Source organism: Photobacterium galatheae (assembly GCF_000695255.1).
Classification (GTDB): domain Bacteria; phylum Pseudomonadota; class Gammaproteobacteria; order Enterobacterales; family Vibrionaceae; genus Photobacterium; species Photobacterium galatheae.
In genome coordinates this window covers 69,231-95,643 of record NZ_JMIB01000006.1, presented here as the reverse complement: position 1 = coordinate 95,643, position 26,413 = coordinate 69,231, and the positions used below count along the sequence as shown (strand labels likewise).

The 26,413-nt window shown below is 52.3% G+C and carries 24 protein-coding genes and 1 other RNA gene; 11 read left to right on the top strand and 14 right to left on the bottom strand.

Annotated elements, in window-relative coordinates; genetic code table 11:
- Positions 1 to 7 precede the first annotated feature (7 nt).
- Positions 8 to 1,324 (top strand): hypothetical protein, encoded by a 1,317-nt coding sequence (locus EA58_RS04365; protein ID WP_036749427.1) that lies wholly within the window; start codon positions 8 to 10, stop codon positions 1,322 to 1,324.
- A gap of 59 nt (positions 1,325 to 1,383) precedes the next feature.
- On the opposite strand, the gene EA58_RS04360 is transcribed toward EA58_RS04365, so the two are convergent.
- The 5 genes from EA58_RS04360 to metK form a co-directional block, all read right to left on the bottom strand.
- A complete protein-coding gene (locus EA58_RS04360; protein WP_051641893.1) occupies positions 1,384 to 2,103 on the bottom strand; it encodes an endonuclease in 720 nt (239 codons plus the stop codon).
- Positions 2,104 to 2,220: 117 nt separating this feature from the next.
- Positions 2,221 to 3,369, bottom strand: a complete 1,149-nt coding sequence (locus EA58_RS04355; protein ID WP_036749425.1) for an FAD-dependent monooxygenase — start codon at positions 3,367 to 3,369, stop codon at positions 2,221 to 2,223.
- Between the two features lie 54 nt (positions 3,370 to 3,423).
- Positions 3,424 to 6,570 (bottom strand): LodA/GoxA family CTQ-dependent oxidase, encoded by a 3,147-nt coding sequence (locus tag EA58_RS04350; protein WP_036749422.1) that lies wholly within the window; start codon positions 6,568 to 6,570, stop codon positions 3,424 to 3,426.
- Positions 6,571 to 6,818: 248 nt separating this feature from the next.
- Positions 6,819 to 7,301: a SprT family zinc-dependent metalloprotease gene (locus EA58_RS04345; protein WP_036749420.1), complete on the bottom strand. Its 483-nt coding sequence runs from the start codon at positions 7,299 to 7,301 to the stop codon at positions 6,819 to 6,821.
- 347 nt (positions 7,302 to 7,648) lie between these two features.
- Entirely contained in the window at positions 7,649 to 8,803 is a 1,155-nt protein-coding gene (gene metK, locus EA58_RS04340; RefSeq protein ID WP_036749417.1) for a methionine adenosyltransferase, read from the bottom strand.
- 621 nt (positions 8,804 to 9,424) lie between these two features.
- Here metK and epd point away from each other — a divergent pair.
- From epd to mscS, 4 genes are all read left to right on the top strand, one after another.
- Positions 9,425 to 10,501, top strand: coding sequence for an erythrose-4-phosphate dehydrogenase (gene epd / locus EA58_RS04335; RefSeq protein WP_051641892.1), 1,077 nt, complete (start codon positions 9,425 to 9,427; stop codon positions 10,499 to 10,501).
- 44 nt (positions 10,502 to 10,545) lie between these two features.
- Complete coding sequence (locus EA58_RS04330; RefSeq protein WP_036749414.1) at positions 10,546 to 11,709, top strand: phosphoglycerate kinase; 1,164 nt, start codon at positions 10,546 to 10,548, stop codon at positions 11,707 to 11,709.
- A gap of 138 nt (positions 11,710 to 11,847) precedes the next feature.
- Positions 11,848 to 12,924 carry a class II fructose-bisphosphate aldolase gene (fbaA, locus tag EA58_RS04325; protein ID WP_036749411.1) on the top strand — a complete coding sequence of 359 codons (1,077 nt, stop codon included), beginning with the start codon at positions 11,848 to 11,850 and terminating at the stop codon, positions 12,922 to 12,924.
- A 256-nt stretch (positions 12,925 to 13,180) separates the two neighbouring features.
- The gene (gene mscS / locus EA58_RS04320) at positions 13,181 to 14,065 is read left to right on the top strand and encodes a small-conductance mechanosensitive channel MscS (RefSeq protein WP_036749409.1); all 885 of its coding nucleotides are present in this window, start codon (positions 13,181 to 13,183) and stop codon (positions 14,063 to 14,065) included.
- A gap of 60 nt (positions 14,066 to 14,125) precedes the next feature.
- Here the strand turns inward: mscS and EA58_RS04315 are convergent, their stop codons facing one another.
- Positions 14,126 to 14,746: a LysE/ArgO family amino acid transporter gene (locus EA58_RS04315; protein ID WP_036749406.1), complete on the bottom strand. Its 621-nt coding sequence runs from the start codon at positions 14,744 to 14,746 to the stop codon at positions 14,126 to 14,128.
- 139 nt (positions 14,747 to 14,885) lie between these two features.
- On the opposite strand from EA58_RS04315, the gene EA58_RS04310 reads away from it, so the two are divergent.
- Positions 14,886 to 15,782 (top strand): LysR family transcriptional regulator ArgP, encoded by an 897-nt coding sequence (locus EA58_RS04310; protein ID WP_036749403.1) that lies wholly within the window; start codon positions 14,886 to 14,888, stop codon positions 15,780 to 15,782.
- A 176-nt stretch (positions 15,783 to 15,958) separates the two neighbouring features.
- Positions 15,959 to 16,654 (top strand): oxidative stress defense protein, encoded by a 696-nt coding sequence (locus tag EA58_RS04305; RefSeq protein WP_036749400.1) that lies wholly within the window; start codon positions 15,959 to 15,961, stop codon positions 16,652 to 16,654.
- An 82-nt stretch (positions 16,655 to 16,736) separates the two neighbouring features.
- Here EA58_RS04305 and serA read toward each other — a convergent pair whose 3' ends face one another.
- From serA to zapA, 5 genes are all read right to left on the bottom strand, one after another.
- Positions 16,737 to 17,966, bottom strand: coding sequence for a phosphoglycerate dehydrogenase (serA, locus tag EA58_RS04300; RefSeq protein WP_036749397.1), 1,230 nt, complete (start codon positions 17,964 to 17,966; stop codon positions 16,737 to 16,739).
- Between the two features lie 251 nt (positions 17,967 to 18,217).
- Positions 18,218 to 18,877: a ribose-5-phosphate isomerase RpiA gene (gene rpiA / locus EA58_RS04295; RefSeq protein WP_036749395.1), complete on the bottom strand. Its 660-nt coding sequence runs from the start codon at positions 18,875 to 18,877 to the stop codon at positions 18,218 to 18,220.
- Between the two features lie 118 nt (positions 18,878 to 18,995).
- The gene (locus tag EA58_RS04290) at positions 18,996 to 19,619 is read right to left on the bottom strand and encodes a 5-formyltetrahydrofolate cyclo-ligase (RefSeq protein WP_036749393.1); all 624 of its coding nucleotides are present in this window, start codon (positions 19,617 to 19,619) and stop codon (positions 18,996 to 18,998) included.
- 67 nt (positions 19,620 to 19,686) lie between these two features.
- Positions 19,687 to 19,868: non-coding RNA, 6S RNA (ssrS, locus tag EA58_RS21275), on the bottom strand.
- 7 nt (positions 19,869 to 19,875) lie between these two features.
- The gene (gene zapA / locus EA58_RS04285) at positions 19,876 to 20,178 is read right to left on the bottom strand and encodes a cell division protein ZapA (protein ID WP_036749389.1); all 303 of its coding nucleotides are present in this window, start codon (positions 20,176 to 20,178) and stop codon (positions 19,876 to 19,878) included.
- 367 nt (positions 20,179 to 20,545) lie between these two features.
- On the opposite strand from zapA, the gene EA58_RS04280 reads away from it, so the two are divergent.
- The 4 genes from EA58_RS04280 (at position 20,546) to gcvH (ending at position 24,161) form a co-directional block, all read left to right on the top strand.
- Positions 20,546 to 21,121, top strand: a complete 576-nt coding sequence (locus EA58_RS04280) for a YecA/YgfB family protein (protein WP_036749387.1) — start codon at positions 20,546 to 20,548, stop codon at positions 21,119 to 21,121.
- A gap of 29 nt (positions 21,122 to 21,150) precedes the next feature.
- Positions 21,151 to 22,338 carry a 2-octaprenyl-6-methoxyphenyl hydroxylase gene (ubiH, locus tag EA58_RS04275; protein WP_036749385.1) on the top strand — a complete coding sequence of 396 codons (1,188 nt, stop codon included), beginning with the start codon at positions 21,151 to 21,153 and terminating at the stop codon, positions 22,336 to 22,338.
- 2 nt (positions 22,339 to 22,340) lie between these two features.
- Positions 22,341 to 23,549, top strand: a complete 1,209-nt coding sequence (locus tag EA58_RS04270) for an FAD-dependent 2-octaprenylphenol hydroxylase (protein ID WP_036749383.1) — start codon at positions 22,341 to 22,343, stop codon at positions 23,547 to 23,549.
- Positions 23,550 to 23,768: 219 nt separating this feature from the next.
- Positions 23,769 to 24,161 carry a glycine cleavage system protein GcvH gene (gcvH, locus tag EA58_RS04265; RefSeq protein WP_036749381.1) on the top strand — a complete coding sequence of 131 codons (393 nt, stop codon included), beginning with the start codon at positions 23,769 to 23,771 and terminating at the stop codon, positions 24,159 to 24,161.
- 58 nt (positions 24,162 to 24,219) lie between these two features.
- Here gcvH and EA58_RS04260 read toward each other — a convergent pair whose 3' ends face one another.
- The 3 genes from EA58_RS04260 to ygfZ all read right to left on the bottom strand — a co-directional run bounded on the left by EA58_RS04260 (position 24,220) and on the right by ygfZ (position 26,341).
- The gene (locus tag EA58_RS04260; RefSeq protein ID WP_036749379.1) at positions 24,220 to 24,423 is read right to left on the bottom strand and encodes a DUF1107 domain-containing protein; all 204 of its coding nucleotides are present in this window, start codon (positions 24,421 to 24,423) and stop codon (positions 24,220 to 24,222) included.
- 470 nt (positions 24,424 to 24,893) lie between these two features.
- The gene (locus tag EA58_RS04255) at positions 24,894 to 25,358 is read right to left on the bottom strand and encodes an aminoacyl-tRNA deacylase (protein WP_036749378.1); all 465 of its coding nucleotides are present in this window, start codon (positions 25,356 to 25,358) and stop codon (positions 24,894 to 24,896) included.
- Positions 25,358 to 26,341: a tRNA-modifying protein YgfZ gene (ygfZ, locus tag EA58_RS04250; protein WP_036749376.1), complete on the bottom strand. Its 984-nt coding sequence runs from the start codon at positions 26,339 to 26,341 to the stop codon at positions 25,358 to 25,360. The genes EA58_RS04255 and ygfZ overlap by 1 nt, the downstream gene beginning before the upstream one ends.
- Between the last annotated feature and the right edge of the window lie 72 nt (positions 26,342 to 26,413).

Sequence of the window (26,413 nt, the reverse complement as noted above, 5' to 3'; positions counted from 1 at the left end):
AAGAACAATGCTGAAAATAAAAAACAGACAACGACTGAGCATGATAGCGGCAGCGCTGTTGATGATTTCGGGCTGTGGCGGTGGCAAATCCGGGGACAGAAGCCTCAATCTGAATGGCGAGCCGCGACTGCAGGATTTGCAGCCTTATCAGGCCAGCAGCCCCTTTGCTCAATCTGCGATGGATTGCGCGGTGATTTATCAACAGGGGCAGTCCTGTCAGATACGGGATATTGCGCCGCTGGGATATCAGAAATCCGGCGATCTGACTCCGGATGATATTGCTCAGCGGTTGCTGGTGTCCCATTCATGGATGGGAGACAGTTTCATGGATGTGGTCAGGGGTTTGCCGCAGGAGATGCTGAATCTGTTCAAGCCGCTGAATGTGATTGTGCTGAGCTTTGAAGTGCGCCCGTCCTTTTATCACAGCGCGACAGCCAGCATTTATATCGACCCGCGTTATCTGTGGCGGGATGTGGTGGAATGGAGTGATATTTACCAACAGGACGATTACCGCTCTGGTTTTGCCAGCAGGCAGCGATTTATCGCTTTGCAGCGTTATGTCGATCCGGCCAGCGGCAACTACGTGACTTACAGTAATACTTTCAACGAGTTCACGAATTACTGGCGATCCGAGGCTGAAATCCGGCCTGGCCTGTTTCGTTTACTTGCCCATGAGCTGGCCCACGCCAATGATTTTCTGCCACCGGATTTGCTCGACAGACTGGATGCATCGACCAGTATTCAGACCAATATTGACCGGAATAAATCCAGTCAGATCAATCAGCAACTCTATCAGGATCACGCGCTGAAATCCGGTGATCTGGCGCAGGCTGCAAAGAGTTATTTCGGTGGGTCATCAGTGAAAAAAGTACTGGCGCCAGAGCAGGCCGGCGCAACGTTCGAACCTGATGGCGCAGCCGATTTCTACGGCTATTATACGGCTGAAGAAGATGTTGCCATGCTGTTTGAAGCCTACATGATGTGGCGTGAATATGGCGTGGTGTCTGATGTCGGTTTCACAACAGTCCCGACAACCGTTGATTACAGCTGTGATGATTTGATTCTTGGCTGGGGGCAGCGGAACCGGCTGGCTCAGAAGGAAGTGGCACCGCGTGCGAAACTGGTGTCTGAATCGATCTTACAGCAGAACCTGACCGCTGAGTTTGTACCGATCAATAACGCGACACCGGTTGATCTGCCTTATGGTGCGGGCTGGTGCCAGTCGCGGACGGCTGTGATGTCAGCACGATTTGAACGACTGTTCGGGCCAGCGCCAGTGATGGAGAGCAACAGGCGCTATCGTGAAGAGATGTCGCGTGACTGATTGTCGCCCTGAACAACATCAAGTCACGGCTGAGCGACCTGTCTCAGCCGTGCACAAGGTTACAGTCCGGCCTGTTGACAGGCTTTCAGCACAAAATCGTTGTGCTGTTTTTGAATCTTCTCGATACGGCGGTCTCGCTCGCATTCCCAGGCGCTGACCGGATAGGTCTTGTGCCAGGCTTGCATGAGCTGTCGCTGGCTTTTGGCCAGCCGGAAGCTGTATTTCTGTTCCATGTAAAGATAAGTCCTTGCAATAGCCCCCCGTGCCCGCTGCGGCGGATCGACCCGGCGGTTTTTGAAATCGACCTTGATATCACACTGACCGTAGTTGGCTCCTTCATTTTCTTTCCATGGGGTAAAGCGGAAGTTTGAACGGTCACCGTTCACTTCGCCGATGGCTGGAGTCAGGTTGTGCATGTCAGCTTCCATACGTCTGAAGATCGGATCTTTCCGGCAGTTTTTCCGGCCGCCATCCTGCCAGCATTGCAACTGATGACCAAATTGCCAGGCGGGGACGACATGTTCCCATTCAATTCGGCTGGCCCGCTTTGCTTGTTTACGCACCTGATAGCCGCAGCTGTTTAAATCGGGGACGCCTTTCTTGCCTTGCCAGTTAATCTGGCAACCACAGTAAAAACTTTCGTTGTGATCCTGATAAATCTTAACCAGTAATTTTTTGGCCTTGGAAAATGACTCAGGCGGGTTGGCGTTGGCAATTTGTGGCAGGAGGCTGAGACTCAGCAGTGCGCTGGTCAGAATCCATTTGCATTGGGTGAACATGATACATCCGGTGACTGATATTAGGGATGATGATGTTATCAGCACCGGATTTATTTAGAAGTGTTTCACGTTATGTCTGTGTAAAACATCAATATATTGAGTTAAATGCGGCAGGCATCAAGTTTCAAGAGATAAGGACTGGTGTCTTCGTTGCCAGTAGGGTTTGTCGGGCCAGCGCTGCTCCTGAAGGTAATAGTGTTGGTGGTGATCCAGATAATGTTGCCAGACTGAGGTGATTTGTTCGCTGTGTGTGTGACTGAGTGCAGCCAGCGCTTGTGGATCATCGAGTGCGGTGTGTGTGAGCTGATCCGCCAGTTGCATGGCTGTGGCCATGGCATTGAACATGCCCTGCGAGGACAGCGGGTTAAAACTGCAGGCGGCATCCCCGATGGCTGCCCAGCGAAAGCCGGCGTATTGCTTGAGGCGTGTGGTATTGGCGGAGGTTTTGCCGTGCAGTTGCCAGTGCTGCTGAGCTACGGAACTGCTGGTGATCAGGCTGGCGATTTCTTTTTGTGCCATGGCCATCTGAAAAAAACGTTCTGCATTGAGGTGTAAGCCATGTTCAGGTAAATCCGCATCGGTTTGCAGTGCCAGCACCCGACGCTGACCCGGTAAGCGGGCACTGTACCACCAGCCGTATTCGCAGGCACTCAGGGTTGCCAGTAAATCATGATGCAGGTCATCACGCTGGCCGTCCCGACTGGCCCAGAGGGCAACCTGTTTGTCGAATGCCTGACGTCTGATGCCCAGCATGGCGGCAAAGGCGCTCCGGCGGCCGCTTGCATCAATCACAAAGTGGCAGGGAAGGGCATACCGTTGTTGTGTGCCTGTCCCCTGAAGCTGCAACAGCCAGCCGTCACGCCCTTGCTGAACGGCCACAGGTCTGGCTGGCCACAGACAACGGACATTGCGGGCAACAACCTGCTGACGCAGCCAGTTTTCAAATCCGGCGCGGTCGAGCTGCCAGCCCAGTCCGTCTGGGTTGTTGAGGTTATCATTGATGAAACAGGTTTTGCTACCCCAGCGGCTGCGGATCCCGTGACAGGGGAGATGGATTGTCTGATGTTGCTGGAATGCGTCGAGCAGCCCAAGTTCGCGCAGAATGCGACCGGCAGCCGGCGGCAGACATTCCCCGACTTTTGGCGGGCATTCAGGATGCTGGTCGATCAGCACCACATCGAAGTGTCGGCTCAGAGCCAGCGCAGCGATACAACCGCCGACGCCTGCGCCGATCACTGCGATTTGCGTCTGGATGATTTGTGTCAAAGCGAGTTTCCTCGGTGAGGTGGGCGTGGTGTGCTGCCACGCCCGGTACAGGATTTAATTTGATTTAAATTTCTGTGGGAAATTCACGCCAAAGCGGCTGACTTTTTCGATCACTCCGAGATCAATGCGCGAACGGACACTCGGTGTCGTTGGCTGGATGTTGTCCCGGCCGTGGCGATCCGGCACCAGATTCCGTGCCAGTTCAGCGACCGTCTGTAACCGACCGGTATCCGTGATTTCTGCACTGTCGGCCAGTTCGCTCACCGCGTGATCTTTCGCCGTGATCCCGACCTGCATCATCGCCGGGAAGTTCGGATCCCCCGGCACCCCCGGGCGGCTCTGTACCACGGCCAACTGATTGAAGTTGAAGATCATGCTGTTAATCTGCGCTGTGTATGTGGGGGGCTGACCGTGCAGGGGCAGGGCATCAAGCCAGTCGGTTCGGTAGTTGAAGGCCTGAATCCGGGTTTGCTCATCCAGATTATTGTCCAGCGTTTCCTGATAGCGGGTAGCATCCAGAATATTGTTCGGTACCCGGGCCGGCCAGAAGGTCGGCAGGTAAGGATCATACTTGGATGTGTAACCGTCGCGGCAACTGGCGGTATCGGTCTGCCAGGGAATCGCCATCCAGCGGGTGATCCCGCCCGGAACCTGGCCGCCGAGCAGTGGCCCCTGGGCCAGCGTGATGATATCGCTGTTCATCAGGGGGCCGTAGTAGGTGGTGTCTTTGCGGATCCCTTCGCTGGCATGTTTGAGGCGGAACGGTGCCATATACATGCCAGCCGTACGCATCGGCCAGGTCATTTCACAGCCGGGGTGGAAGGCATCTGCAAGACAGAATTCCAGCGCGCCCCGGGTCAGCATCTCTGGTTGCTCCGCGACCGGGACTTTGTCGATGTCATCCGGCTCTGTGGCGTGCGGGCAGATTTTCGGGTCGACATAATCAGGGATGAAGTCGCCCACCACCCATTGCTCCAGAAATGCCAGTTGCAGTTCAGACAGAGTCGCATGCTGACGTTCAGAGCCTGACGGCGGGATGGTAATCGCATCGCCATAGAGCCAGGGCCAGAGCTGTGCGGCCTGCGCGCCAGGCTGACCATAGCGGCGGAAATTATTGGAGATGGTCCGCCGCAGTTCGGTATAGGCCGGAGACGGGTCGCTGAGTTTGGCGATCCACGCCGGTGTGGTGTAGTCGAACTGGCCGCCGTGACCGAAAGCGGCGGCAAACCCGGCGTTGACCCACTGCAGGTTGGTCATGCGCGCAAAGATGGGCAGGATGTCTTTCCGGAACGACGGACGCGGCGGGCGGGTGAGCATTCCGGCGTTGACGGCGACTGAACGCATCAGATCCCACATGGTTCGTACCGATTTCTGCATCGGCGCGTAATCTGGTGGTGCACAGACCACCCAGGCCGGGTCGACCTGAAGGGCGACGCCCTGATATTCGACTTCGGCTGTCACCGGGCCATCAGAAATATCGTCGTACCAGCCTTCATTATTGGCGAAGGTAATGGCGATATCGCCGTTGATATTGCGTGAGATCCCTTGACCACCCAGCACAATCAGCCGGCCTTTTTTATCGGTTTTCAGCTCGCCCAGATAGACCGATTCGTCCATAAATTTTCCGGTGAACTCAGGGCCTTTCTTCACCCCGGCTTTATCCAGGTGCTGGGCGCCACCGTCGATCAGCAGACGGCGGCGATCGGCCACATTATTGTTGCGCAGCAGTGAAGGCGGCGCGTGCTCGGCTTCCGGAATATCCAGTGCGAGCTGGAATTCGTACCAGGAAGATTTCTGATTGGCCAGATGGACATGCCACTTGAGTGTTGCATTGTCCATCGTCAGTTCTTTCACCGCTTTCCCCGCAGCATTCAGGCCATAGACCCGGAACTGAGCCGCCTGACGTTTCAGCAGACCCCGGGTATCCCGGTAGGCGTCTTCTTCCAGCCGGGGCTTGGGATTGGGCACCAGCGGGCCGATAAAATACTCATCACTGCCACCGACCCGCATGATGCCGATGGGCGGATAAATTGCGGCCCGGACAATGCAGTCGCTGTCTTCATCGGTGTTACCGGTGAACTTTGGGTCGATGCGATCCGGTTCATTCATGTGCTGGCCGTTGGCCTGATGGCGTGTGTCGGCACTGGCCTGATAAACCACCTTACGGACCTGAGCGATAGAACCCAGTGGCTCATGTTCAGGCAGGGTACGCCAGATATTAAAGGCCAGATTCCGGCCAAACTCGGCCTGACCGATGACCGTAATATCCTGTTTCGGCAGCGTGAGGGTGGCGACCGGAATGTAAGGGCTTTCTGATTCCGGCCAGACGACCTGCGCGTCGTCCAGCGGCATAGTTGCCGGATCGGTGCGCAACTGCACCTCAAACAAGAACCGGCTTTCATCCTGACGCAGGCGATTTTGCAGATCCTGTGCCAGATAATCGCGGCTGTTACTGGGGGCGCCGTGATAGGTGTCCAGTGGTGTGAGACGGTATTTGACCACCTGGCTGTCGCCGAGTTTGAAAGGCAAAATGGCCCAGTAGCCGGCACTCAGGCAACTGGCCTCGACCTTGGACATGGCATTGAGGATCTCATGGACCTTCGGGTGCTTTTCGAGATAGGCCGGGTAGTCGTCATCAATGACACCAGCGGTCGTAAAGGCACACATCTGGGCTGCATCGCGGGCAAAGAAACGGTCGATATTCTGCATAATGAAATCAGCATTATCACTGTCACCGAGCAGCTTGGGACCGGGGACACCGAACAGTTTGATCCCCACGCCCAGCGTGGTGTGCAGATCCGGCGCACTGGGTGAGGTATCACTGGAAAAACGCAGCACACATTCATAACGGCTGCCGCTGAAGATACCAATTTTCAGCGTGTCAGGAATGTCCTGAAGTATCTCAAAATGTCCGTAGGCGATGCCGTGTTGTTTGCGAAAAACGGCTCGCTCGGCGGGTTGCTGACCACGTTCGATCCGGGTTTTTTGCCCCATTTCGACGAACATTTCCTTGAGTCTTTGAGTGGCCAGTGTGATGTCCGCGTAGTGGTCGCCGCCTGTCCAGCACTCGACGTCATTGGCATCGGGTGCTTTATCGATGTTCTTCAGGACATATTTCGGATTGACCAGTTCACCCTGTTGTTTGCTGTGCTTTTGCTGCTCTTTTTCTTTCTTTTTCTTGTGTGTCTTCTTGTGTGTCATGGCGGTTTCCATTGAGTTGACATGCCGTGTCAGGTAACCGCAACAAAGCCAGCATATTTTCTGGAGTGAGTCCCATGTCAGGGAGGGTCGGTCCGCTCAAGACTGAGCCAATGTTTACCTGTGATTTTGATTGAGCCTGAGATGGGTATGCCACTTGTGGCATTCAGGTCGTTGAAAAGTATAGTCAGGGAAGTGGGGAAGACCAATTGTGGCTGTTGGTTGTGTGACGGACGCGCAGGCGTGAGCCATCAGCTCGCTGGCGTCAGGGGCTGGCGGCATTGGGTGCAATGATAAATGGCCTGTTGGCGCTTCACTTTGTTGTGCCGTCTGAGAGTTAGCTGATGTTCCCGGCACTGACAGCGATAGCGGAAGGTCTGTCCGGTGACGGAAGTGATATCAAAGCTGTGGGTGGTTCGGGCCGGAACATGAAAAACCTCTGTCATCATCCGTTGCCACTCCGCCCCGTGGGGTTTCACCCGGCCATGACAGGCAAAAGTCAGCAGATGGGCCAGCTCATGGGGCACCACCTCTTCCAGAAATGCCTGCGGGTTTTCTGCCATCAATACCGGGTTATAGCGGATTTCCCAGCTGTGCAGCCGGGCGCTGCCAGCACTTTTACCGCGTTGGGTAAAGCGAATGGCCGGATCCGGAAATTGTCTGCCCAGTTTTTGCTCTGCCTGGCGCAGGCAGGTGAGGGTACGTTCAATGATAGCTTGCTGGAGTGGATTCATGGGGCTGATCGGTCATAAAACAAGACGGACAGTATGAAAGGTCTGCTCCGTTTTTTCCAGCCTGTACAGTATGAGCAGCTTGAGGGACATGAGTGGTCAAAACCTTCAGAAGCTGTACGCCGGTGTGTGGTTCAGCTTTTAGGGGCATTGGAATATGGGTGCTCAAAAGCCTGAAAGTAATTTAGAAACAGTGCTTTATATAACTTGCGTGAGGGGCTGAGCAGGTTTGGGTGCTTTTGGACCATGGGTGTCCCAAAGCTGGGGAAGCTGTACAACGCCGTCAGCAGAAATGAAAAAGGAAGCCGAAGCTTCCTTTTTCACGAGTAAGAATCACAGCCGGACTGCGATTACTTAATGTTCGCGTAATCGCGCAGCAGATCGGCTTTGTCGGTTTTTTCCCAAGGGAACTCTTCGCGCCCAAAGTGACCGTAAGCGGCAGTCTTCTTGTAGATAGGTTGCAGCAGATCCAGCATTTCGATCAGGCCGTACGGGCGCAGGTCGAAGTGGTGGCGAACGGCTTCGACAATCAGGTCGTGAGAGACTTTCTCAGTCCCGAAGGTTTCCACCATGATAGACGTTGGATCCGCAATACCAATCGCATAAGACAGTTGGATCTCACAACGGTCAGCCAGACCGGCAGCCACGATGTTTTTCGCGACATAACGTGCTGCGTAAGCGGCACTACGGTCAACTTTTGATGGATCTTTACCAGAGAATGCACCGCCACCATGACGCGCTGCGCCGCCGTAAGTATCGACGATGATTTTACGACCCGTCAGACCACAGTCACCCATTGGGCCACCAATCACAAAGCGACCGGTTGGGTTGATGAAGTACTTGGTGTCTTTGTTCAGCCACTCTGATGGCAGGACCGGCTTGATGATTTCTTCCATCACGGCTTCTTGCAGCACAGGCAGTTCAATACTGTCACAATGCTGAGTGGACAGAACCACGGCATCAACACCGATAATCTTGCCATTGTCATAGGCAAAAGTGACCTGGCTTTTCGCGTCTGGGCGCAACCAAGGCAGGGTGCCGTTCTTACGAACTTTCGCCTGACGCTCAACCAGACGGTGTGCGTAAGTGATTGGTGCTGGCATCAGCACTTCAGTTTCGTTGGTTGCGTAACCAAACATAATGCCCTGGTCGCCGGCACCCAGCTCTTTCGGGTCTTCACGGTCAACACCCTGGTTGATATCCGGAGATTGCTTACCGATTGCGCTCAGTACGGCACAAGAGTTGGCATCAAAACCCATGTCTGAATGGGTATAGCCGATGTCGCGTACGGTCTGACGGGTCAGTTCTTCAATATCAACCCAAGCTGTCGTGGTGATTTCACCGCCGACCATGACCATACCGGTCTTGACGTAAGTCTCACACGCAACACGTGCTTTCGGGTCTTGTTCTAAGATCGCATCCAAGACTGCATCTGAGATCTGGTCTGCAATTTTATCTGGATGGCCTTCCGATACCGACTCAGAAGTAAACAGGTGTTTCGCCATGAGTGTTCTCACTATCTGAAAAAACTTTAAGGGGATTGGAGGCGTAAAACGCAACAGGCTGGTTGAATATTCGACAGTCTGTATGTATGGAGCTACCTCCGTCTAGACGGCTATAATAACTTGTATGGGATCAAAATCAACAATAAGTAGAAATTAGATGTAGATTGACCAAACACTTCAGTTTATTGCGTTGATTGTCAGTCGGACGGATGATTATCTCACAATCAAGAAATTTTCTGGTTCAACATGCTGCGCTTTGGGTTACTTCACGTCAAGTGTTTGCGAATGCGACTCGTCTCTCAATCGGGTCACAGCATGCGCATCTGTGTGAACAACGCATGACTGGTGGATGCACTGTTCTGACCAATTGTTATGGTCAGGTTGCAGAAAAATTATTTCGAAGGATGAAAAAAAGACGCTGGAACGGCGCATTTTTTATGCCGTGAAAGTGTAAATCAGATATTTGATATAAGGAACAATAGTGCTGGAGTGGGCGTATTTACTGGATTTGTGACTTTGTCACAGAGAATCATGCTGGGGGGTGAGGTGGGTCACAATTAGGGTGATTCTCGTTAACGCTTGGTATACACTAGGGCGGCTTTTCACTTTTGTAGCACGGATATGACAGTACGAGTCGCAATTAATGGATTTGGCCGTATTGGCCGCAGTGTTCTGCGGGCCTTATATGAAAGCGGCAAACATCGCCAGATTAAGGTCGTGGCGGTCAATGAACTGGCCCAGCCGGAATCAATGGCGCATTTGCTCCAGTACGATTCCAGCCATGGTCGCTTTGGCCGTAAAGTCACGCATGATCAAGAGCATCTCTTCGTGGCCGGAGAGGACGGCGAAGACGCGATTCGGATTCTGCATCTGAGTGATATCGAACTGTTGCCCTGGCACGATTTAGATGTGGATATTGTCTTGGACTGTACCGGCATTTTTGGCTCCAGAGCGGATGGCGAAGCCCATCTGAAAGCGGGCGCCCGGCAAGTTTTGTTCTCTCATCCTGCTGCAAATGATATCGATAACACGATTATCTTCGGTGTGAACCACCAATCGCTGTCGCCTCAAGACCGCATTGTTTCCAACGGCTCCTGTACGACCAACTGTATTGTCCCTGTGATCAAAGTGCTTGATGATGCTTTCGGCATTGAGTCTGGCACCATTACCACCATCCACTCTGCGATGAATGATCAGCAGGTGATTGATGCCTACCATACGGATTTACGACGGACACGCGCTGCCAGCCAGTCGATTATCCCAGTCGATACCAAACTACATTTGGGGATTGGTCGTATTTTTCCCAAATTTGCCGACAAATTTGAGGCGATTTCAGTCAGGGTTCCTACAATTAACGTCACCGCGATGGATTTAAGCGTCACCGTGAAGACTAATGTCTCGGTTGATGATGTAAATCAAGCTCTGTCTGAGGCTGCTCGGTGTAAATTGTCAGATATCGTCGATTACACCACTGCACCGCTTGTTTCTGTTGATTTCAATCATGATCCCCACAGCGCCATTGTTGATGGCACCCAAACCCGGGTCAGTAACCAGCATCTGCTGAAGCTGCTGGTCTGGTGTGATAATGAATGGGGATTTGCCAACCGTATGCTGGATACGGTACTGGTGATGTATCAGGCAAGCCAAAAACGAAACGACGTCACAGAATTTCCCAGTCAGGCGAATGCGCAGGGCTGAAAGTATTTATCATTTAAACAGTAAGACTATTGAGAGGACAAACCATGTCTGTAATCAAGATGACTGATCTGGATCTGGCCGGTAAACGCGTACTGATCCGTGCTGATCTGAACGTGCCAGTCAAAGAAGGCAAAGTAACTTCTGATGCACGTATCCTGGCATCTCTGCCAACGATTCAGCACTGCCTGGCGGCAGGTGCGAAAGTAATGGTTACCTCTCACCTGGGTCGTCCGACCGAAGGTGAATACGCGGAAGAATTCTCGCTGCAGCCTGTGGTGAACTATCTGCAGGGCGCGCTGGATTGTGATGTGAAACTGGCGAAAGACTACCTGGATGGTCTGGCACTGAACACTGGCGAGCTGGTGGTTCTGGAAAACGTTCGTTTTAATGCGGGCGAGAAAAAGAACGATGAAGCGTTGTCGAAGAAATATGCTGCCCTGTGTGACATCTTTGTGATGGACGCATTCGGTACGGCACACCGTGCGCAGGCGTCTACACATGGTGTTGGCATGTTTGCCCCGGTTGCCTGTGCAGGTCCGCTGCTGGCAGCTGAGCTGGAAGCGCTGGGTAAAGCACTGGATAACCCGGCTCGCCCAATGGTTGCCATTGTCGGTGGTTCGAAAGTTTCAACCAAGCTGACTGTCCTGGAGTCTCTGGCGAAGATTGCTGACCAGGTGGTTGTTGGTGGTGGTATCGCAAACACCTTCATCGCAGCAGAAGGCCACAATGTGGGTAAGTCTCTGTATGAAGCGGATCTGGTTGATACAGCAAAAGCACTGATGGCACAGACTGACGTGCCGGTTGCGAGTGATGTTGTGTGTGCTAAAGAATTCTCTGAGTCGGCTGAAGCGACCATTAAAGCTGCGAGCGACATCGCAGATGACGACATGGTTCTGGATATCGGTCCGGATTCTGCGGCTGAGCTGGCTCGTATCATCAAAGATGCAAAGACCATCCTATGGAATGGCCCTGTGGGTGTCTTCGAAATTGAACAATTCGGTAAAGGCACGGAAGTGGTTTCGAAAGCCATTGCTGAATCTGCTGGTTTCTCAATTGCAGGTGGCGGTGACACACTGGCAGCAATTGATAAGTACGGCATCAAAGATAAAGTCTCTTACATTTCAACCGGTGGCGGTGCATTCCTGGAGTTTGTGGAAGGTAAAAAACTGCCAGCCGTTGCTATGCTGGAAGAACGAGCGAAAGCCTGATAACAGCTGCGCAGGGCTGGTCCCTGCGCCCTGAACACGCGGTGTGTGGCTGACAGCCAAGACAGATGTGCTCAGCCGCACCAATTTGCAACGAGTTTATCTTTAAACCCAGACAACAAAGCTAATAGGACTATTGTTATGTCTAAGATCTTCGACTTCGTAAAACCTGGTGTGATTTCTGGCGATGACGTACAGAAAGTATTTGAAGTGGCAAAAGAAAACAAATTTGCCCTGCCAGCGGTTAACGTAGTGAACACTGACTCCATCAACGCTGTACTGGAAGCGGCTGCTAAAGTGAAAGCGCCGGTTGTTGTTCAGTTTTCTAACGGCGGTGCTGGGTTCTTCGCGGGTAAAGGCCTGAAACTGGAAGGTCAGCAATGCCAGGTTCTGGGCGCAATCGCGGGTGCGAAATACGTTCATGCTGTTGCTGAAACTTACGGTGTGCCTGTCATTCTGCACACTGACCACGCAGCGAAGAAACTGCTGCCATGGATCGACGGTCTGCTGGATGCCGGTGAGAAGCACTTTGCTGAAACGGGTAAACCACTGTTCTCTTCTCACATGATCGATCTGTCTGAAGAGTCTCTGGAAGAAAACATTGAGATCAGCGGCAAGTACCTGGCGCGCATGAGCAAGATGGGCATGACGTTGGAAATCGAACTGGGCTGTACTGGCGGTGAAGAAGATGGTGTTGATAACTCTCACCTGGATCAGTCTTCTCTGTACACACAACCAGAAGATGTTGCTTACGCTTATGAGAAACTGAGCGCTATCAGCCCTCGTTTCACCATCGCGGCATCTTTCGGTAACGTTCATGGTGTTTACAAGCCTGGTAACGTTGTTCTGACCCCAACCATCCTGCGTGATTCTCAGGCGTACTGTTCTGAGAAGTTTGGTATTGCACCAAACGCATTGAACTTCGTATTCCACGGTGGTTCTGGTTCGACGCTGGAAGAAATCCGTGAGTCGATTGGCTACGGTGTGATCAAAATGAACATCGATACCGATACTCAGTGGGCAACCTGGAACGGTATCCGTGAATATTACCTGGAAAACGAAGCTTACCTGCAGGGCCAGATTGGTAACCCAACCGGTGAAGATGCGCCAAACAAGAAATTCTATGACCCACGCGTATGGCTGCGTAAAGGTCAGGATTCTATGGTGAAGCGTCTGGAGCAGGCATTCTCTGATTTGAATGCGATCGACGTACTGTAACCTTCAGTATTTTGAGAAAAAAGCCCGCAAAAGCGGGCTTTTTTATTGTGTTTTATCAGGCTTCACAATAATTTGTTCATGATTGCATAAACTGATCCTTGTTCAGGGGCGGGCTGAGTGCTGCGCTTGAGCAAAGGGCTCATGCGGTAAGGCAAAGCTGTTCAATGTTGATCGATTTGAGATCAATTCGGTTTGTTTCATTATCAGAGGCGTGCATGATCGCGTCATTCGAATCATCAAGAATAGAGAGAGTGCTATGACTGAAAGCGTGACAGATAAAGTGGTGGATACCATAGCAAACAATGAACTGGCGGATGGCGTGAAGCAAGCCGGTAGCTGGATTGTGGATAATCAGGATTTGCTGATCCAGTACGGGGTAAACATGATCTCGGCACTGCTGATCCTGTTTATCGGTAATTTGGTTGCCAAAGGTGTGTCCAGTGGTTTTGGCAAGATGCTGCGCCGTAAGCAGATGGATGAAGCGGTTGTAAAGTTCCTGCAATCTCTGGTGCGTTATCTGCTGTTTGTCATTGTGCTGATTGCGGCACTGAGCCGTGTCGGTGTTCAAACGGCTTCGGTTGTGGCGGTGATCGGTGCCGCCGGCCTGGCGATTGGCCTGGCCTTGCAAGGTTCCCTGTCTAATTTCGCTGCCGGTGTTCTGATTGTTGCGTTCCGTCCGTTCAAATCCGGCGATTATGTGGAAGTGTCCGGTGTGGCTGGTTCTGTTGAGTCGATTCAGGTGTTTCAGACCGTGTTGAAAACACCAGATAATAAAATGGTCGTTGTTCCGAACTCAGCGGTGATTGGCGGTCCGATTACCAACTACTCCCGACACGAGACTCGTCGGATTGACTTTGTGATCGGTGTTTCTTACAAATCTGATCTGAAGAAAACCAAGGAAGTGCTCAAGCGAGTGGTGGATGCGGAGTCCCGCGTGCTGAAAGATCCGGCACCGACGATTGGCGTGGTTGCACTGGCTGATTCTTCCGTAAATTTTGTCGTTCGCCCTTGGGTGAAGACCTCTGAATATTGGGCCGTATATTTTGATTTGCTGCAGGCAATCAAAGAAGCGCTGGATAATGAAGGAATCGAGATTCCATTCCCACAAATGGATGTGCATCTCAACAAAGTCGAAGATTAATTTTTTCGAAACTGACCATGAACAATGGAGCCGTTTGGCTCCATTGTTGTTTGGCGAGGCTTAAGCCAGCAATCCTTTGGCTAAATGGGCTGCAATCACAAACATCATCGCGGCGACGGCGATATCAATGCCTCGTTTTACATGAGGCTGAGATAAGGTCGGTGCCATCTTTGCAGCCGCAATCGAAAGGGTAAAGAACCAGACAAAAGAAGCCAGCATCGTGCCGATTGCAAACGCAATGCGGTCGTGGCCTTCGAACTGCCCGCCGATTGAACCCAGAATCACCACGGTATCCAGATACAGGTGAGGGTTCAGCACGGTCACTGCCAGTGCGCCGGCAATCACAGCACGACGCCCGCGGGCCAGCATTTGTGCCTGAGCCTCTTCTGCGGAAGCATGACTGAAGGCACTTTTCAGGGACAGGCTGCCATAAAACACGAGAAACGCGATACCGCCCAGGGTGACAACTGTTAAAACAGTTTCATTACTTGAGAGCAGCGCGCCGCCGCCAAAGACGCCTAAGCTGATGAACAGCATGTCCAGCAGACTGCAGACCGTCGCTGTGGTCAGGTGGTGATTGCGCTTGATGCCCTGATTCAGCACATAAGCATTTTGCGCGCCGATCGGAATAATCATACTGGCGCCAAGACCAAAGCCTTGGAGTAATGGCCATAGACTCATGAGTGGTGTGATCCTTATTCGAAATTGTGAAAATGGGCTAAAACTTTCAACTGGCTAAAGCTTAAATGGCTCGCTATGATTTAGTAAAACTAATAATTTTTATGATTTATTAGAACGGCTAATAACCAAGAGAGGGGACATGGAAGGACTCGATTACCGCTGGGTACAGGCGTTGGATGCCGTCGTGTCTCAGCGAGGCTTTGAGCGGGCCGCGGAAGTGTTGTGTATTACCCAGTCTGCGGTATCGCAGCGTATCAAACAGCTGGAAAAACATATGGCCCAGCCCTTACTGGTGCGTGAACAGCCGCCGCGTCCGACCCCGGCAGGACAGAAGTTGCTGGGGCTGTATCGCCGTGTACGCCTACTGGAACAGGAACTGTTGCCGGATATCCGCCCTGGCGAGCAGAGCCAGCCGCTGCAAATGTCGATTGCTTCCAATGCCGACAGTCTGGCAACCTGGCTCCTCCCGGCACTCAGTCCGTTGCTGAAGCAACGGCGCATCGAAATCAATCTGATGCTGGAGGATGAAAGCCGCACCCTCGACCGGTTACGCAGTGGGGAAGTTGTTGGCGCGATCAGTATGGAAGCTACGCCAATGCCAGGCTGTGTAGCCGATTATCTTGGCCGGATGGATTATCTCTGTGTCGCCAGCCCCGACTTTCAGGCGACTTATTTTTCCGATGGTGTGAACCGCGATACCTTGATGGGCGCGCCAGCAGTCGCCTTCGATCAGTACGACGATATGCATGAAGTCTTTATTCAGCAGCATTTCAACCTGCCGCGGGGCAGTGTTCTGACGCACCGGGTGCGTTCCTCGGAAGCATTCGTCAAGCTGGCGTTGCATGGCGTGGCTTATTGCCTGATCCCGAAGGTGCAAATTGAAGAAGAGCTGGCGAGTGGCGCACTGGTTAATCTGACGCCAGGCATTATGCTGACCCGGCGAATTTACTGGCATCACTGGGCGCTGGAAAGTGGTGTGTTCAGCGAAGTGACCGCTCAGTTGCTGGATCATGCCCGGCATAAACTGCCGCAGTAAAACCGTTTCTGAAATGGTTTTGTTCGGCCTGTTTCATAAGAAAATTGTGTAAATTGATGTAAAGCAGGGATAAATTTCTCCATCGGCGTGTCCAACCCTGCACAAGATTAAACAACCGATGCCCGTGCGATTTCTGAAAGGCTGGGTGTCATTTATCAATTGATTGGGATGGTGTTATGAAGAAAACCTTGCTTGCAGTTTGTTTCGGTGGTGCCACACTGCTTAGCCCTCTGGCGATGGCAGAGGACAGCTTTCCGCGACTGGAAACCATTGGTGTGGGCGAAGTCACCGCTCAGCCTGATATGGCGATGTTCACAGTTGCGGTTGAAGAAACCCGTAAATCTGCACAGGAAGCCAAGCAGGCTGTCGATAAAGCAGTCACTGCATTCATGGACCGTCTGCAAAAGAGTGGGGTGAAGCGTGCGGATATCGAAAGCGCTAATATTTATCTGCACCCGCAATACCACCGAAGCAACGATAATCCGCCTGAACTGGTGGGTTATCAGGCGACGCGTCAGGTGACCGTCATGGTCCGTGAGCTGGATAAACTTAACACTTATCTGGACAATGCGCTGGGGGATGGGATCAACCATATCCAGAATATTGAGCTGAAAGTCAGTGATGCTGAAAAGTATCAGGAGCAGGCACGTCAGGCTGCGATTAAAGATGCACAGAGCAAGGCGAAGTCACTGGCGAAAGGTTTTGATACTGATATTGAAGGCGTTTGGAATATTCGTTACTTCGATTCAATGCCTCGTCCAGTGATGGCACGCATGGCCATGGATGCATCGATTGAAACTAAAGCAACCTATCAGGATGCTGAAATCACCTTCCGTGATCGTGTGGAAGTGGTTTTCCGTCTGGAAAAGTAATTCTCAGCTTGTCTTGCATCGAAAGAAAGAAGCTCGCCATATGGCGAGCTTCTTGTTGTTGACAAGGAAGAAAACGGAACGATTAATGCAGGATACGGGCACGAATGGTGCCGTCGATTGCCTTGAGTTTATTGAGCGCTTCTTCTGCACGTTCGGTTTCGACATCAATCACGACGTAACCCAGTTCAGGGCTGGTTTGCAGGTATTGCGCCGCGATATTGATGCCTTCTGACGCGAAAATCGTGGTGATTTGGTTCAAAATGCCCGGGCGGTTTTCGTGAATGTGCAGCAGACGAGAACAACCGCGGTGCTCCGGCAACGAAACTTCCGGGAAGCCAACTGCCGAGACAGTGGAACCATTGTCAGAGTACTTCACAATCTTACCGGCAACTTCAATACCGATATTCTGTTGTGCTTCCTGTGTTGAACCACCAATATGCGGTGTCAGGATTACATTGTCGAATCGTGTCAGAGGAGACTCAAACCGATCGCTATTGGTTTTGGGTTCTACAGGGAAGACATCAATGGCGGCACCGGCCAGATGTTTGCTTTCCAGTGCGCTGCACAGTGCGTCAATGTCAACCACAGTCCCGCGGGCAGCATTAATAAAGATTGCGCCTGGCTTCATGCGAGCAAATTCTTCTGCGCCCATCATATTCTGGGTATCCAGCGTTTCCGGGACATGCAGTGTGATGACATCGGCTTTGTTCAGCAACTCGCTCAGGGTATCGACCTGAGTGGCGTTCCCCAGGGTCAGTTTGTTTTCAATGTCATAGAAATACACATCCATGCCCAGATTTTCAGCCAGAATGCTGAGCTGTGTACCGATGTGGCCGTAGCCGATGATCCCCAGCTTCTTCCCGCGGGCTTCGAAAGAAGTGTCGGCACTTTTCAGCCATTCACCACGGTGGGCTTTGGCGTTTTTCTCTGGAATACCACGCAGCAGTAAAAGAATTTCACCCAGCACCAGTTCAGCGACGCTGCGGGTATTTGAGAACGGGGCGTTGAAGACAGGGATACCACGGCGGCTGGCTTCAGCCAGATCAACCTGGTTGGTGCCGATACAGAAACAACCGACAGCGATCAGTTTCTTAGCAGCATCAAAGACTTCTGAGGTCAGCTGAGTGCGGGAACGGATGCCCACGAAGTGTGCGTCTTTGATTGCTTCCAGAAGCTCTTCACCGGCGAGGGAGCCTTTGTGATATTCAATGTTCTCGTAACCAGCTTGATTGAGGACTTCCAGTGCAGAGGGATGAACGCCTTCCAGGAGCAGGATTTTAATTTTGTCTTTATCCAGAGAAACTTTAGCCATAGGTTCTTTTCCTTAAAAACAACGGGTATTCCATTCAGCGAGCAGGATATGCTCCCGCCCCATTCCAGAGTGATGGGGGGATGGTGACAGGCGTACACCCTGTATTGCCGTCTGGTGAGCTTAAACGATTGCGTTCTCACTAAAGTACCAAAAAATTCGGTGGCCTGGCGAGAATATTACGAAATGGATAAGAAAAAACGGCATATATTATGCCGTTTTGTCATCAAGCCGTAGGAAAAGCGTCAAAACCGTTATTTAGTGACAGTTTTGACGCCCTCTGGTGTGCCAACCAGCAGGACATCTGCGCCACGATGCGCAAACAGGCCAACGGTGACGACGCCCGGCAGAGCATTGATTTGATCTTCCAGTGCTTTCGGGTTGGTGATTTTCAGACTGTGGACATCCAAAATGATGTTGCCGTTGTCTGTGACCACACCTTCACGGTAGACCGGGTCACCGCCCAGTTTGACCAGTTCACGGCCAATGAAAGAACGGGCCATTGGAATCACTTCAACAGGCAGTGGAAATTGGCCCAGTACGTCGACTTCTTTGGTGTTATCGACAATACAGATAAATTTCTTGGCAATTGCAGCCACGATTTTTTCACGCGTCAGGGCGGCACCGCCACCTTTGATCATGTCAAATTCAGCATTGATTTCATCGGCACCATCAACATAAATATCCAGTGCAGATACTTCGTTGGCATCAAAGACTGGGATGCCCAGCTCTTCCAGACGCTTGGTGGAAGCAACGGAACTGGAAACCGCCCCTTTGATTTCTTCTTTGCGGGTGGCCAGGGCATCGATGAAGTGATTGACGGTCGAGCCGGTGCCAACGCCGACAATGCTGCCTTTGGTCACATAGTCCAGGGCTGCCCAGCCCGCCGCTTTTTTCATTTCATCTTGTGTCATGCCTTTCTCCTCGTGATGGCCAACAGTATGCGAGCGCTGATTATAGCCGACCCTGCGATTGCTGACATTGGAAAAACATGACTGAGATCCCTGTTTAGATATCCTGTGATTCAGATGTTTACCAATGATGGTAAGCCGAAGGGGTGATGATGGCGGGCAAGGGAACATCCCAGGCTTCGCATGGCAAGTGACGGACCTGCTGGCAGTCATGTGCCAGCCCCAGCGGTCGGGGGCCTGTGCCATGATGATGCCACTGGCTCAGCGTGCGGTCATAATAGCCACCGCCCATCCCCAGTCGCTGACCTTGTTCATCAAAAGCAACCATGGGCGTGCACATTAAATCCAGTTCATGTACCGGTTTTACATGGCGAACATCCAGTACAGGCTCTGCAATGCCATAGCGGTTACAGTGCATGCGGCTGTCTGGATGGTAGTGTAAAAACAGCAGGTGGCCTTTGCTGAAGGGATGTAACACGGGCAGGTAAACCGTTTTACCATGGTGCCATAACCATTCAATCAGTGGTCCGGTATCCAGTTCGCCGTCATTACTGAGATAAATCGCAATATGTTGGGCGTGATGGACATCCTGAAGCTGGTTAAATCGTGCCAGAACGGCTTTGCTCGCCTGTTCCTGTTGATGCAGTGTGAGTGCCTGACGTTTCAGGCGCACTTGCTGACGAAGTTGCTGTCGGGTGGATTGTGTTATTTGGCCAGCCTGGCCGTGGCGGTGGAAGGCATCCATATCATGCTGTACCCGTCGTCGCCTGCTCTGGAAAATACTGCTGGCTGTGAGCAGGATCAATAAGAAGGAGTACCCCAGGGTGCCGTTGCGAATTGTTGCCCTTGAACCAGACGTTCAAGGTGGATTGGCAGCATCAGCCGTAGGCTTCTCAGTCATGCTGAGCATGCTCAATAGCGGATAAAAGCCGATCCTGGTTTTTTGCTTATCGGCTCGGGGACGTCGATTCGCTGACGTACACCCCAGGGTCAATTCATTATCAACGTTGCGGTTGATTTTGCAATGCCTGATCTAAGCTTTCTGCTAATTGTCCGATTCGGTCGGACACAGATTGGGCATTACTGTTAAATTCTCTGCGTTCTTTGTGCAGCTCGCTGCAAATATTCAGCCCGGTAAACATCAGTAGCTGTTCTGGGTTAGAGATTTTGGTTCGCTGAGACAGTTCTTGCAGACGGTTATCAAAATCCGCTGCCGCTGCACGCAATGCCGCCTCCTGGCCTTCAGGACAATTCACCTTAAGGGTACGGCCTAAAATTTCAATTTCAACTGCCTGCGAGCTCATAGCTGTCTTGGTTCCGTGTCAGTCACTGTGAATTGATTGAGCCATTCTCCCCAAGTGACCTCAAGCGACATAGACCGTGAACGGTATCAAGCTTGTGAACCAGACTTCTGAGGGGATTTGGATACAACTGCGGCTAATATAGAAAAAGCCTATTTAACTTGCAAGCGCACGACCGGGTCTGATGGAAGGGAGACCCCCAGGGAGACAGTTCTTCATCAGTTCGGTGTTTTTTCTGTCATTTGGCTGGAGGGAGGCAGCAAAAATGATGGATGCATCCATCCTCTTCTGCTTTACGTTAGCCTGCAACCGGCCTTAGTGGTAGCATATCCCTAACCCATTGACACCAACTGATTAAGGTGAAAAGCCCATGAGCGAAGTAAAGTTGCCGGCATATGAAGCGGTTGAAACCGCCTTGAAAATTCAGTCTCTGGCCGTGACGCCAGCTGAACTGCACGGACTGCTGACCGGTATGCTGTGTGGTGGTTTACCCGCAGATGGAGAACAGTGGATTGGTCCGATCGCAGATTATGCCAATAACGGTGAATCGCTGGGTGGTGAAGCCAGAACATTGACGCAAAGTCTGGTGGAAATGACCGCCAAAGCCTTGGCGAGCACTGGCTTTGAGGTGACTTTACTGCTGCCGAATGATGAATCGGACTTGATGGATCGCGCAGAAGCCTTGAGCGAGTGGGTGAACTGTTTCTTGTCCGGGCTGGGCTTGATGGGATTGAATCATGAGAAATTACCGGCCACCGTCCAGGAAGCGCTGGGTGATTTGCAGGATATTGCACAGCTGGGCATTGATGAAGACGATGACATGGAAGAGCAGGCTGCCTTGTTTGAACAAGTCATTGAACATGTCCGTATGTGTGCGTTGACCTGTTATTTTGAACTGGTTGCCCGGCACCAGAGTGAGCAGGCTGAAAAGCCGACCCTGCACTGATCATCGTGGGGTTCTGAGGTAAAACAAACGTGAAGCAGTATGATGTTGTGATTGCCGGTGGCGCGATGACGGGAGCCAGTCTGGCGCTGGCGCTGGACCGGCTGAGTGAAGGCGCACTGCGCATCGCTGTCGTTGAGGCTGTTTTGCCGGATCAGTCCGGTCATCCCGGCTATGATGCCCGCAGTATTGCCTTGTCTCTGGGATCGATGCAGTTGATGACGCAGCTTGGTCTGTGGCCTGCATTAAAGCGCGAAGCGACCGCGATTTCCCGGATTCATGTCTCTGATCGCGGCCATGCGGGTCTGGTTCGGATCGCGGCTGAAGAATACGGCGCTGAAGCCCTGGGCTATGTGATCGAATTGGCTCAGGCGGGCGCGGTTTTTCATGAACAATTATCGCAAAGTGCTGGGATTGATTTGATCTGCCCGGAGAAAATCACGGCGATTGAACGGAAGACAGAACACATCACCCTGCAGCTGTCTTCTGGTGAATCCTGCCAGGCGAATTTACTGGTTGCAGCAGATGGCGGGCAGTCGGAATGTTGCGCTCAGTTAGGCATCGCTCAGACGTCACTGAATTTTGAACAGGTGGCGGTGATTGCGAATGTATCAACCGCAATACCGCATCAGGGCGAAGCCTTTGAACGTTTTACGCCTTTCGGTCCGCTCGCCTTGTTGCCGATGAGCCAGGGACGCAGCTCGCTGGTGTGGTGTGTTCCCCCTGAACAGCAGCAGACGGTGATGGGCTGGGATGATGACCTGTTTTTACAGCAGTTACAGGCCGCGTTTGGCTGGCGGCTGGGACAACTGGTGAAAACCGGTCAGCGGTATGCTTATCCGCTGAGCCTGAGACAGGCCGAGCGCCGGATATCTCACCGGTTTGCTGTTGTTGGCAATGCCGCACAAACTTTGCACCCGATTGCGGGGCAAGGCTTCAATCTGGGGCTGCGTGATGTGATGACGCTGGCTGAAGAAATTGTTGCCGGTGTTCAGCGCGGTGACGAGGCAGGCAGCATGGCGGTACTCAGTCGGTTCCGTCAGCGTCGTGAAGGCGATCAGGCAGCCACCATTGCCATGACAACCGGGCTGGTGACTCTGTTTGCCAATGAACACTGGCCGATGGTCGCTGGCCGGAATGCTGCTTTGATGGCAATGAATGCAATGGATGTATTGAAAGCGCCGCTGGTCAAGCGAGCGATGGGACAGGTGGACAGATAAGCATGATGCAAAGCGTAGATGTAGCGATTATCGGCGGCGGTATGGTGGGCCTGACTCTGGCTGCGGCACTGGCTGACACGGAGCTTCGGATTGCCGTCATCGAAGGCCACTTACCGGAACCTGAGTTGTCGCCACTGCCTGATGTTCGGGTGTCGGCACTGAGTCGGGCCAGTGAAAGGATTTTACGCCGTGTTGGTGCCTGGCAGGGCATGGCTGACCGTCGGATCAGTCCTTATCAGCAAATGGATGTGTGGGAACAGGACAGCTTTGCCCATATCTGTTTTGATGCACAGGCGTTATCCCAGCCAGATTTGGGACACATCGTTGAAAACCGTGTGATTCAGTTATCCTTGCTGGATCAGATCCAAAAGCAGCACAATGTCAGCCTGATGGCCCCAGTTCGCTGCCAACAGCTGGCGTTTGGTGAGCACGAAGCCTGGCTGACGCTGGATAACGGACAGCACCTGACGGCCAAACTGGTGGTGGGTGCAGACGGTGCGAACTCCTGGGTTCGCAACCAGCTCAGTATTCCTCTGACCCATTGGGATTACGGCCACCATGCACTGGTGGCGAACATCCGTTGCGCGGAGCCTCATCAACAGACGGCCCGGCAAATATTCACGCCAGATGGCCCGCTTGCATTTTTGCCGCTGGCAGAGCCGGATTTGTGCTCTATCGTGTGGTCGGTTTCCCCGGAGAAGGCGGAAGCGTTGATGGCCATGACTTCGGATGCGTTCAATCATGAACTGACGGCTGCATTTGATTGTCGTTTGGGCTTGTGCAGTCTGGCGGGGGAACGGCAGGTTGTCCCGCTGAGAATGCGTTATGCACGTGACTTTGTCCGGGATCGTGTGGCTCTGATCGGAGATGCCGCTCATACCATTCATCCGCTGGCAGGGCAGGGGGTGAATCTGGGATTGCTGGATGCAGCCAGTCTGGCTGAGACGCTGAGTCAGCTCTGGCGGCAGGACAAGGATATCGGTGCCCGGCAGCACCTGCGTTACTTTGAGCGCTGGCGCAAAGCAGAAGCGGCGAAGATGATTGCGACCATGCAGGCATTCCGGGAGTTATTTGAAGGCAGCCATCCGGCGAAAAAATTACTGCGTGATGTCGGCCTGCTGCTGGCAAACCATGCCCCCGGCGTCAAAGATCAATTTATGCGGCGGGCGCTGGGGTTGAGTGGTGACTTGCCGGCACTTGCGAAAGCGTAATCAGAGAATCGGTGTTTCACCTGACTGGTGATTGAGTCGTTGTCACAGAAGCCGTCTCGAAAGAGGCGGTTTTTTTGTGCGTGTAATTGCTTTCAATCTGATTTTTTTCTCCTAAAGTAATCATAGGCAGGGCTGACGAAGCCCTCTTTTCGGGAAACCTCTATTGTCGAGAACGTGTCGGCTGTCACGAAACAGGCCGCTTTGGGTAAGGAACTATTTATGAGTCACATTCCTTCTGAACTGAAATATACGAATACTCACGAATGGGTACGTCCCGATGGGGATGGCGTTTATACCGTCGGGATCAGCGATCATGCTCAGGAACTGTTGGGTGACATGGTTTTTGTGGATTTGCCGGATGTGGACAGTACCACGGAAGCTGGCGATGAATGTGCGGTTGCGGAGTCGGTGAAAGCCGCTTCTGATGTTTATGCGCCTTTATCTGGCGTAATCATTGCGATCAATGAAGATCTGGAGCTGGCTCCGGAACTGGTCAACAACGATCCATATGGTGATGGCTGGCTGTTTCAGATCAAAGCGGATGATGAAAGTGAACTTGATGAATTGTTGGATGCCGCGACCTATCAGGAGCTGACACAAGAGGAAGAATAAGCCTCCTGTCTGGTGGCGATTGCCTGCAGGCCGGCAGTGACCGGCCTGATCATGTCGATTACGCGGCCTCTTTCAGGCGGCGGATCTCCTGATTGACTTCTTTGACGGTGTCAAAATGACGCCGTTCTGCTCGCGTTGGGATTTTCAATAATCCATTATCAAATTCATATCCCCCCCGGCCGTCGATATAAAGTCGTCCGCTGAATAGCCTGCTGACGTGCTTTGCAACCATCTTGGGGATGTACTGTTTAAACATGCGCATAATGATGAGCAACCTTGCCTTAAATTTTTATGTGTTCTTCGTGTCTTCGTGTTCGGACCGGGGGCATTATAGGGAATCAAGTGTGAAATAATTGTGATATTCACAGCATAATGTTTATGTAAAATGAGATCTTGATTTAAATAATTTTGTCAAAATAAGAACAATACAGGATAAAACTCTGAAGTCTTGTATGGATAGCCATGATAGGAAGAGGTTCGGGGAAAGCCTGAAATGGTCTTTATTTTAGCTGTTTCTTATGTTTATCAGTGCTTTAACTCATGAGTGCGCTTGGGGATCAAACTTTTTTACTATTTCTCTGAGGAATGAATGTGGTTATTGATGATGTGAAAAAAGGGCTAAACGCAGATAAAAAAGTATGATCTGCTAGTTGTAACGACTGCTCCGATCTCTGCGTTTTATGAGGGAAAAGATGCATGCTTACGCAAATGAGCCGCTAACGTTGTTGACGGTTACCGGCAAATGTCACCGTACATTGGGGCACACAACTGGACTAAATCCTGCATTGCGAGTTCAATACCGGCCATGCGATCGCCGCTGCTGATATTGACGCGCTGGTAATGAACCAGAGAATGGTCGAATACCACGGGCAATCTTTGTTTGAGCCCGATAGGGGCGACGGTGCCGATGACCAGACCTGTGACGCTTTCGACGTCTCTGGCATCTGCGCAGGTCATACGGCGGCATGCAAACAGGGCCCGGACTTTTTTGGGATCGACCTGTCTGGTGCCTGGCACGCAGGCCAGGACATGAAAACCACCCATATCCCGCAGCAAAATCGATTTAACCATTTTTTCAGGCTCGACCCCGCGCGCTTCCGCAGCCTCTTCGATGGTACGGGCGGGTTTGCTGTGAGTCAGCAGCAGGAAGTCAATGCCTTCCTGCTGCAGGTAGCGAGTGACCGGCGTATCGAACATTACGCCTCTTCATCCAGGGAGTAGGGCAGCGGCTGTTGCAACCACTGGCCTTCAGGCTCGGCCGCCAGACGGAAAGTGGTTCCTTCCTCCAGATCATTCGGCAGAACCACCAGCGCAATGGCTTCACCATCGCTGAACGCATAGCCGGCAATCACGGTGCCGCCTTTGCGCCAGTTCTCACCGACACTGCGTTCCAGCACGTCACCAGTTTTTGGACAATGGGTTGCGGGTCCGGTGAGCAAATACATCGCGCGTTTATTGATACCACGCCATTTGGCACGAGCAACGGTTTCCTGACCGGTATAACAGCCTTTTTTGAAACTGATCGCGTCCAGCGCCTGTAGATTCAGTGACTGAGGGATGAATTCAAGCTCAGTTCCGGATTCGATTCGGGGAATACCCAAGCGGATATCATAGAGATCCCACAGTGAATCATCAGACAGAATTGCGGAGCCGGCAACTTTAGCTGCAATCGCGTTCGCCGTTTCAGTATCGACGGCCAGCAGCCAGCGCTGATCATCTATCTTGACGGCAGTACCGTTTGGCAGCGGGCGTACATCGCCTTCTCCGCCAGCAAGCTGATCGATCATCGCGCTTGCCTGCTCACCTGCCAGTCCCAGCAGAATGTCCTGACTGGCCTCGATGGTGGTTTTCGAGAAAATGGCGTACTTTTTCAATTCCGGTAATTGAGTGTCCATCACGCTCTGACGCTGAAACCAGCCGAGTCCATCCTGATGGTGGAACAGACGAAAAATTGTCCGCATTTTCCCTTTGGCATCACAATGGGCACCCAGCGTTGACTGATTGGGTGCCAGCGAGACGACGTCACAGGTCACTTGTCCCTGCAGGTATGAAATGCTGTCTGGGCCAACCAGCGTCACCAGTCCCCAGCTGCTGAGATCGATCAGGGCAAGGGAAGGCATTGGGGTATTCGCGGTCAGCGGGATTTTGTCGAATTGCAAAGTTTCAGACCAGGTACTCATCATCGTATCCATTGTTGAATGAGGGGACGGGTTACCCTCAGAAAGGCACCGAATAGCGCTATGTTATCGCTC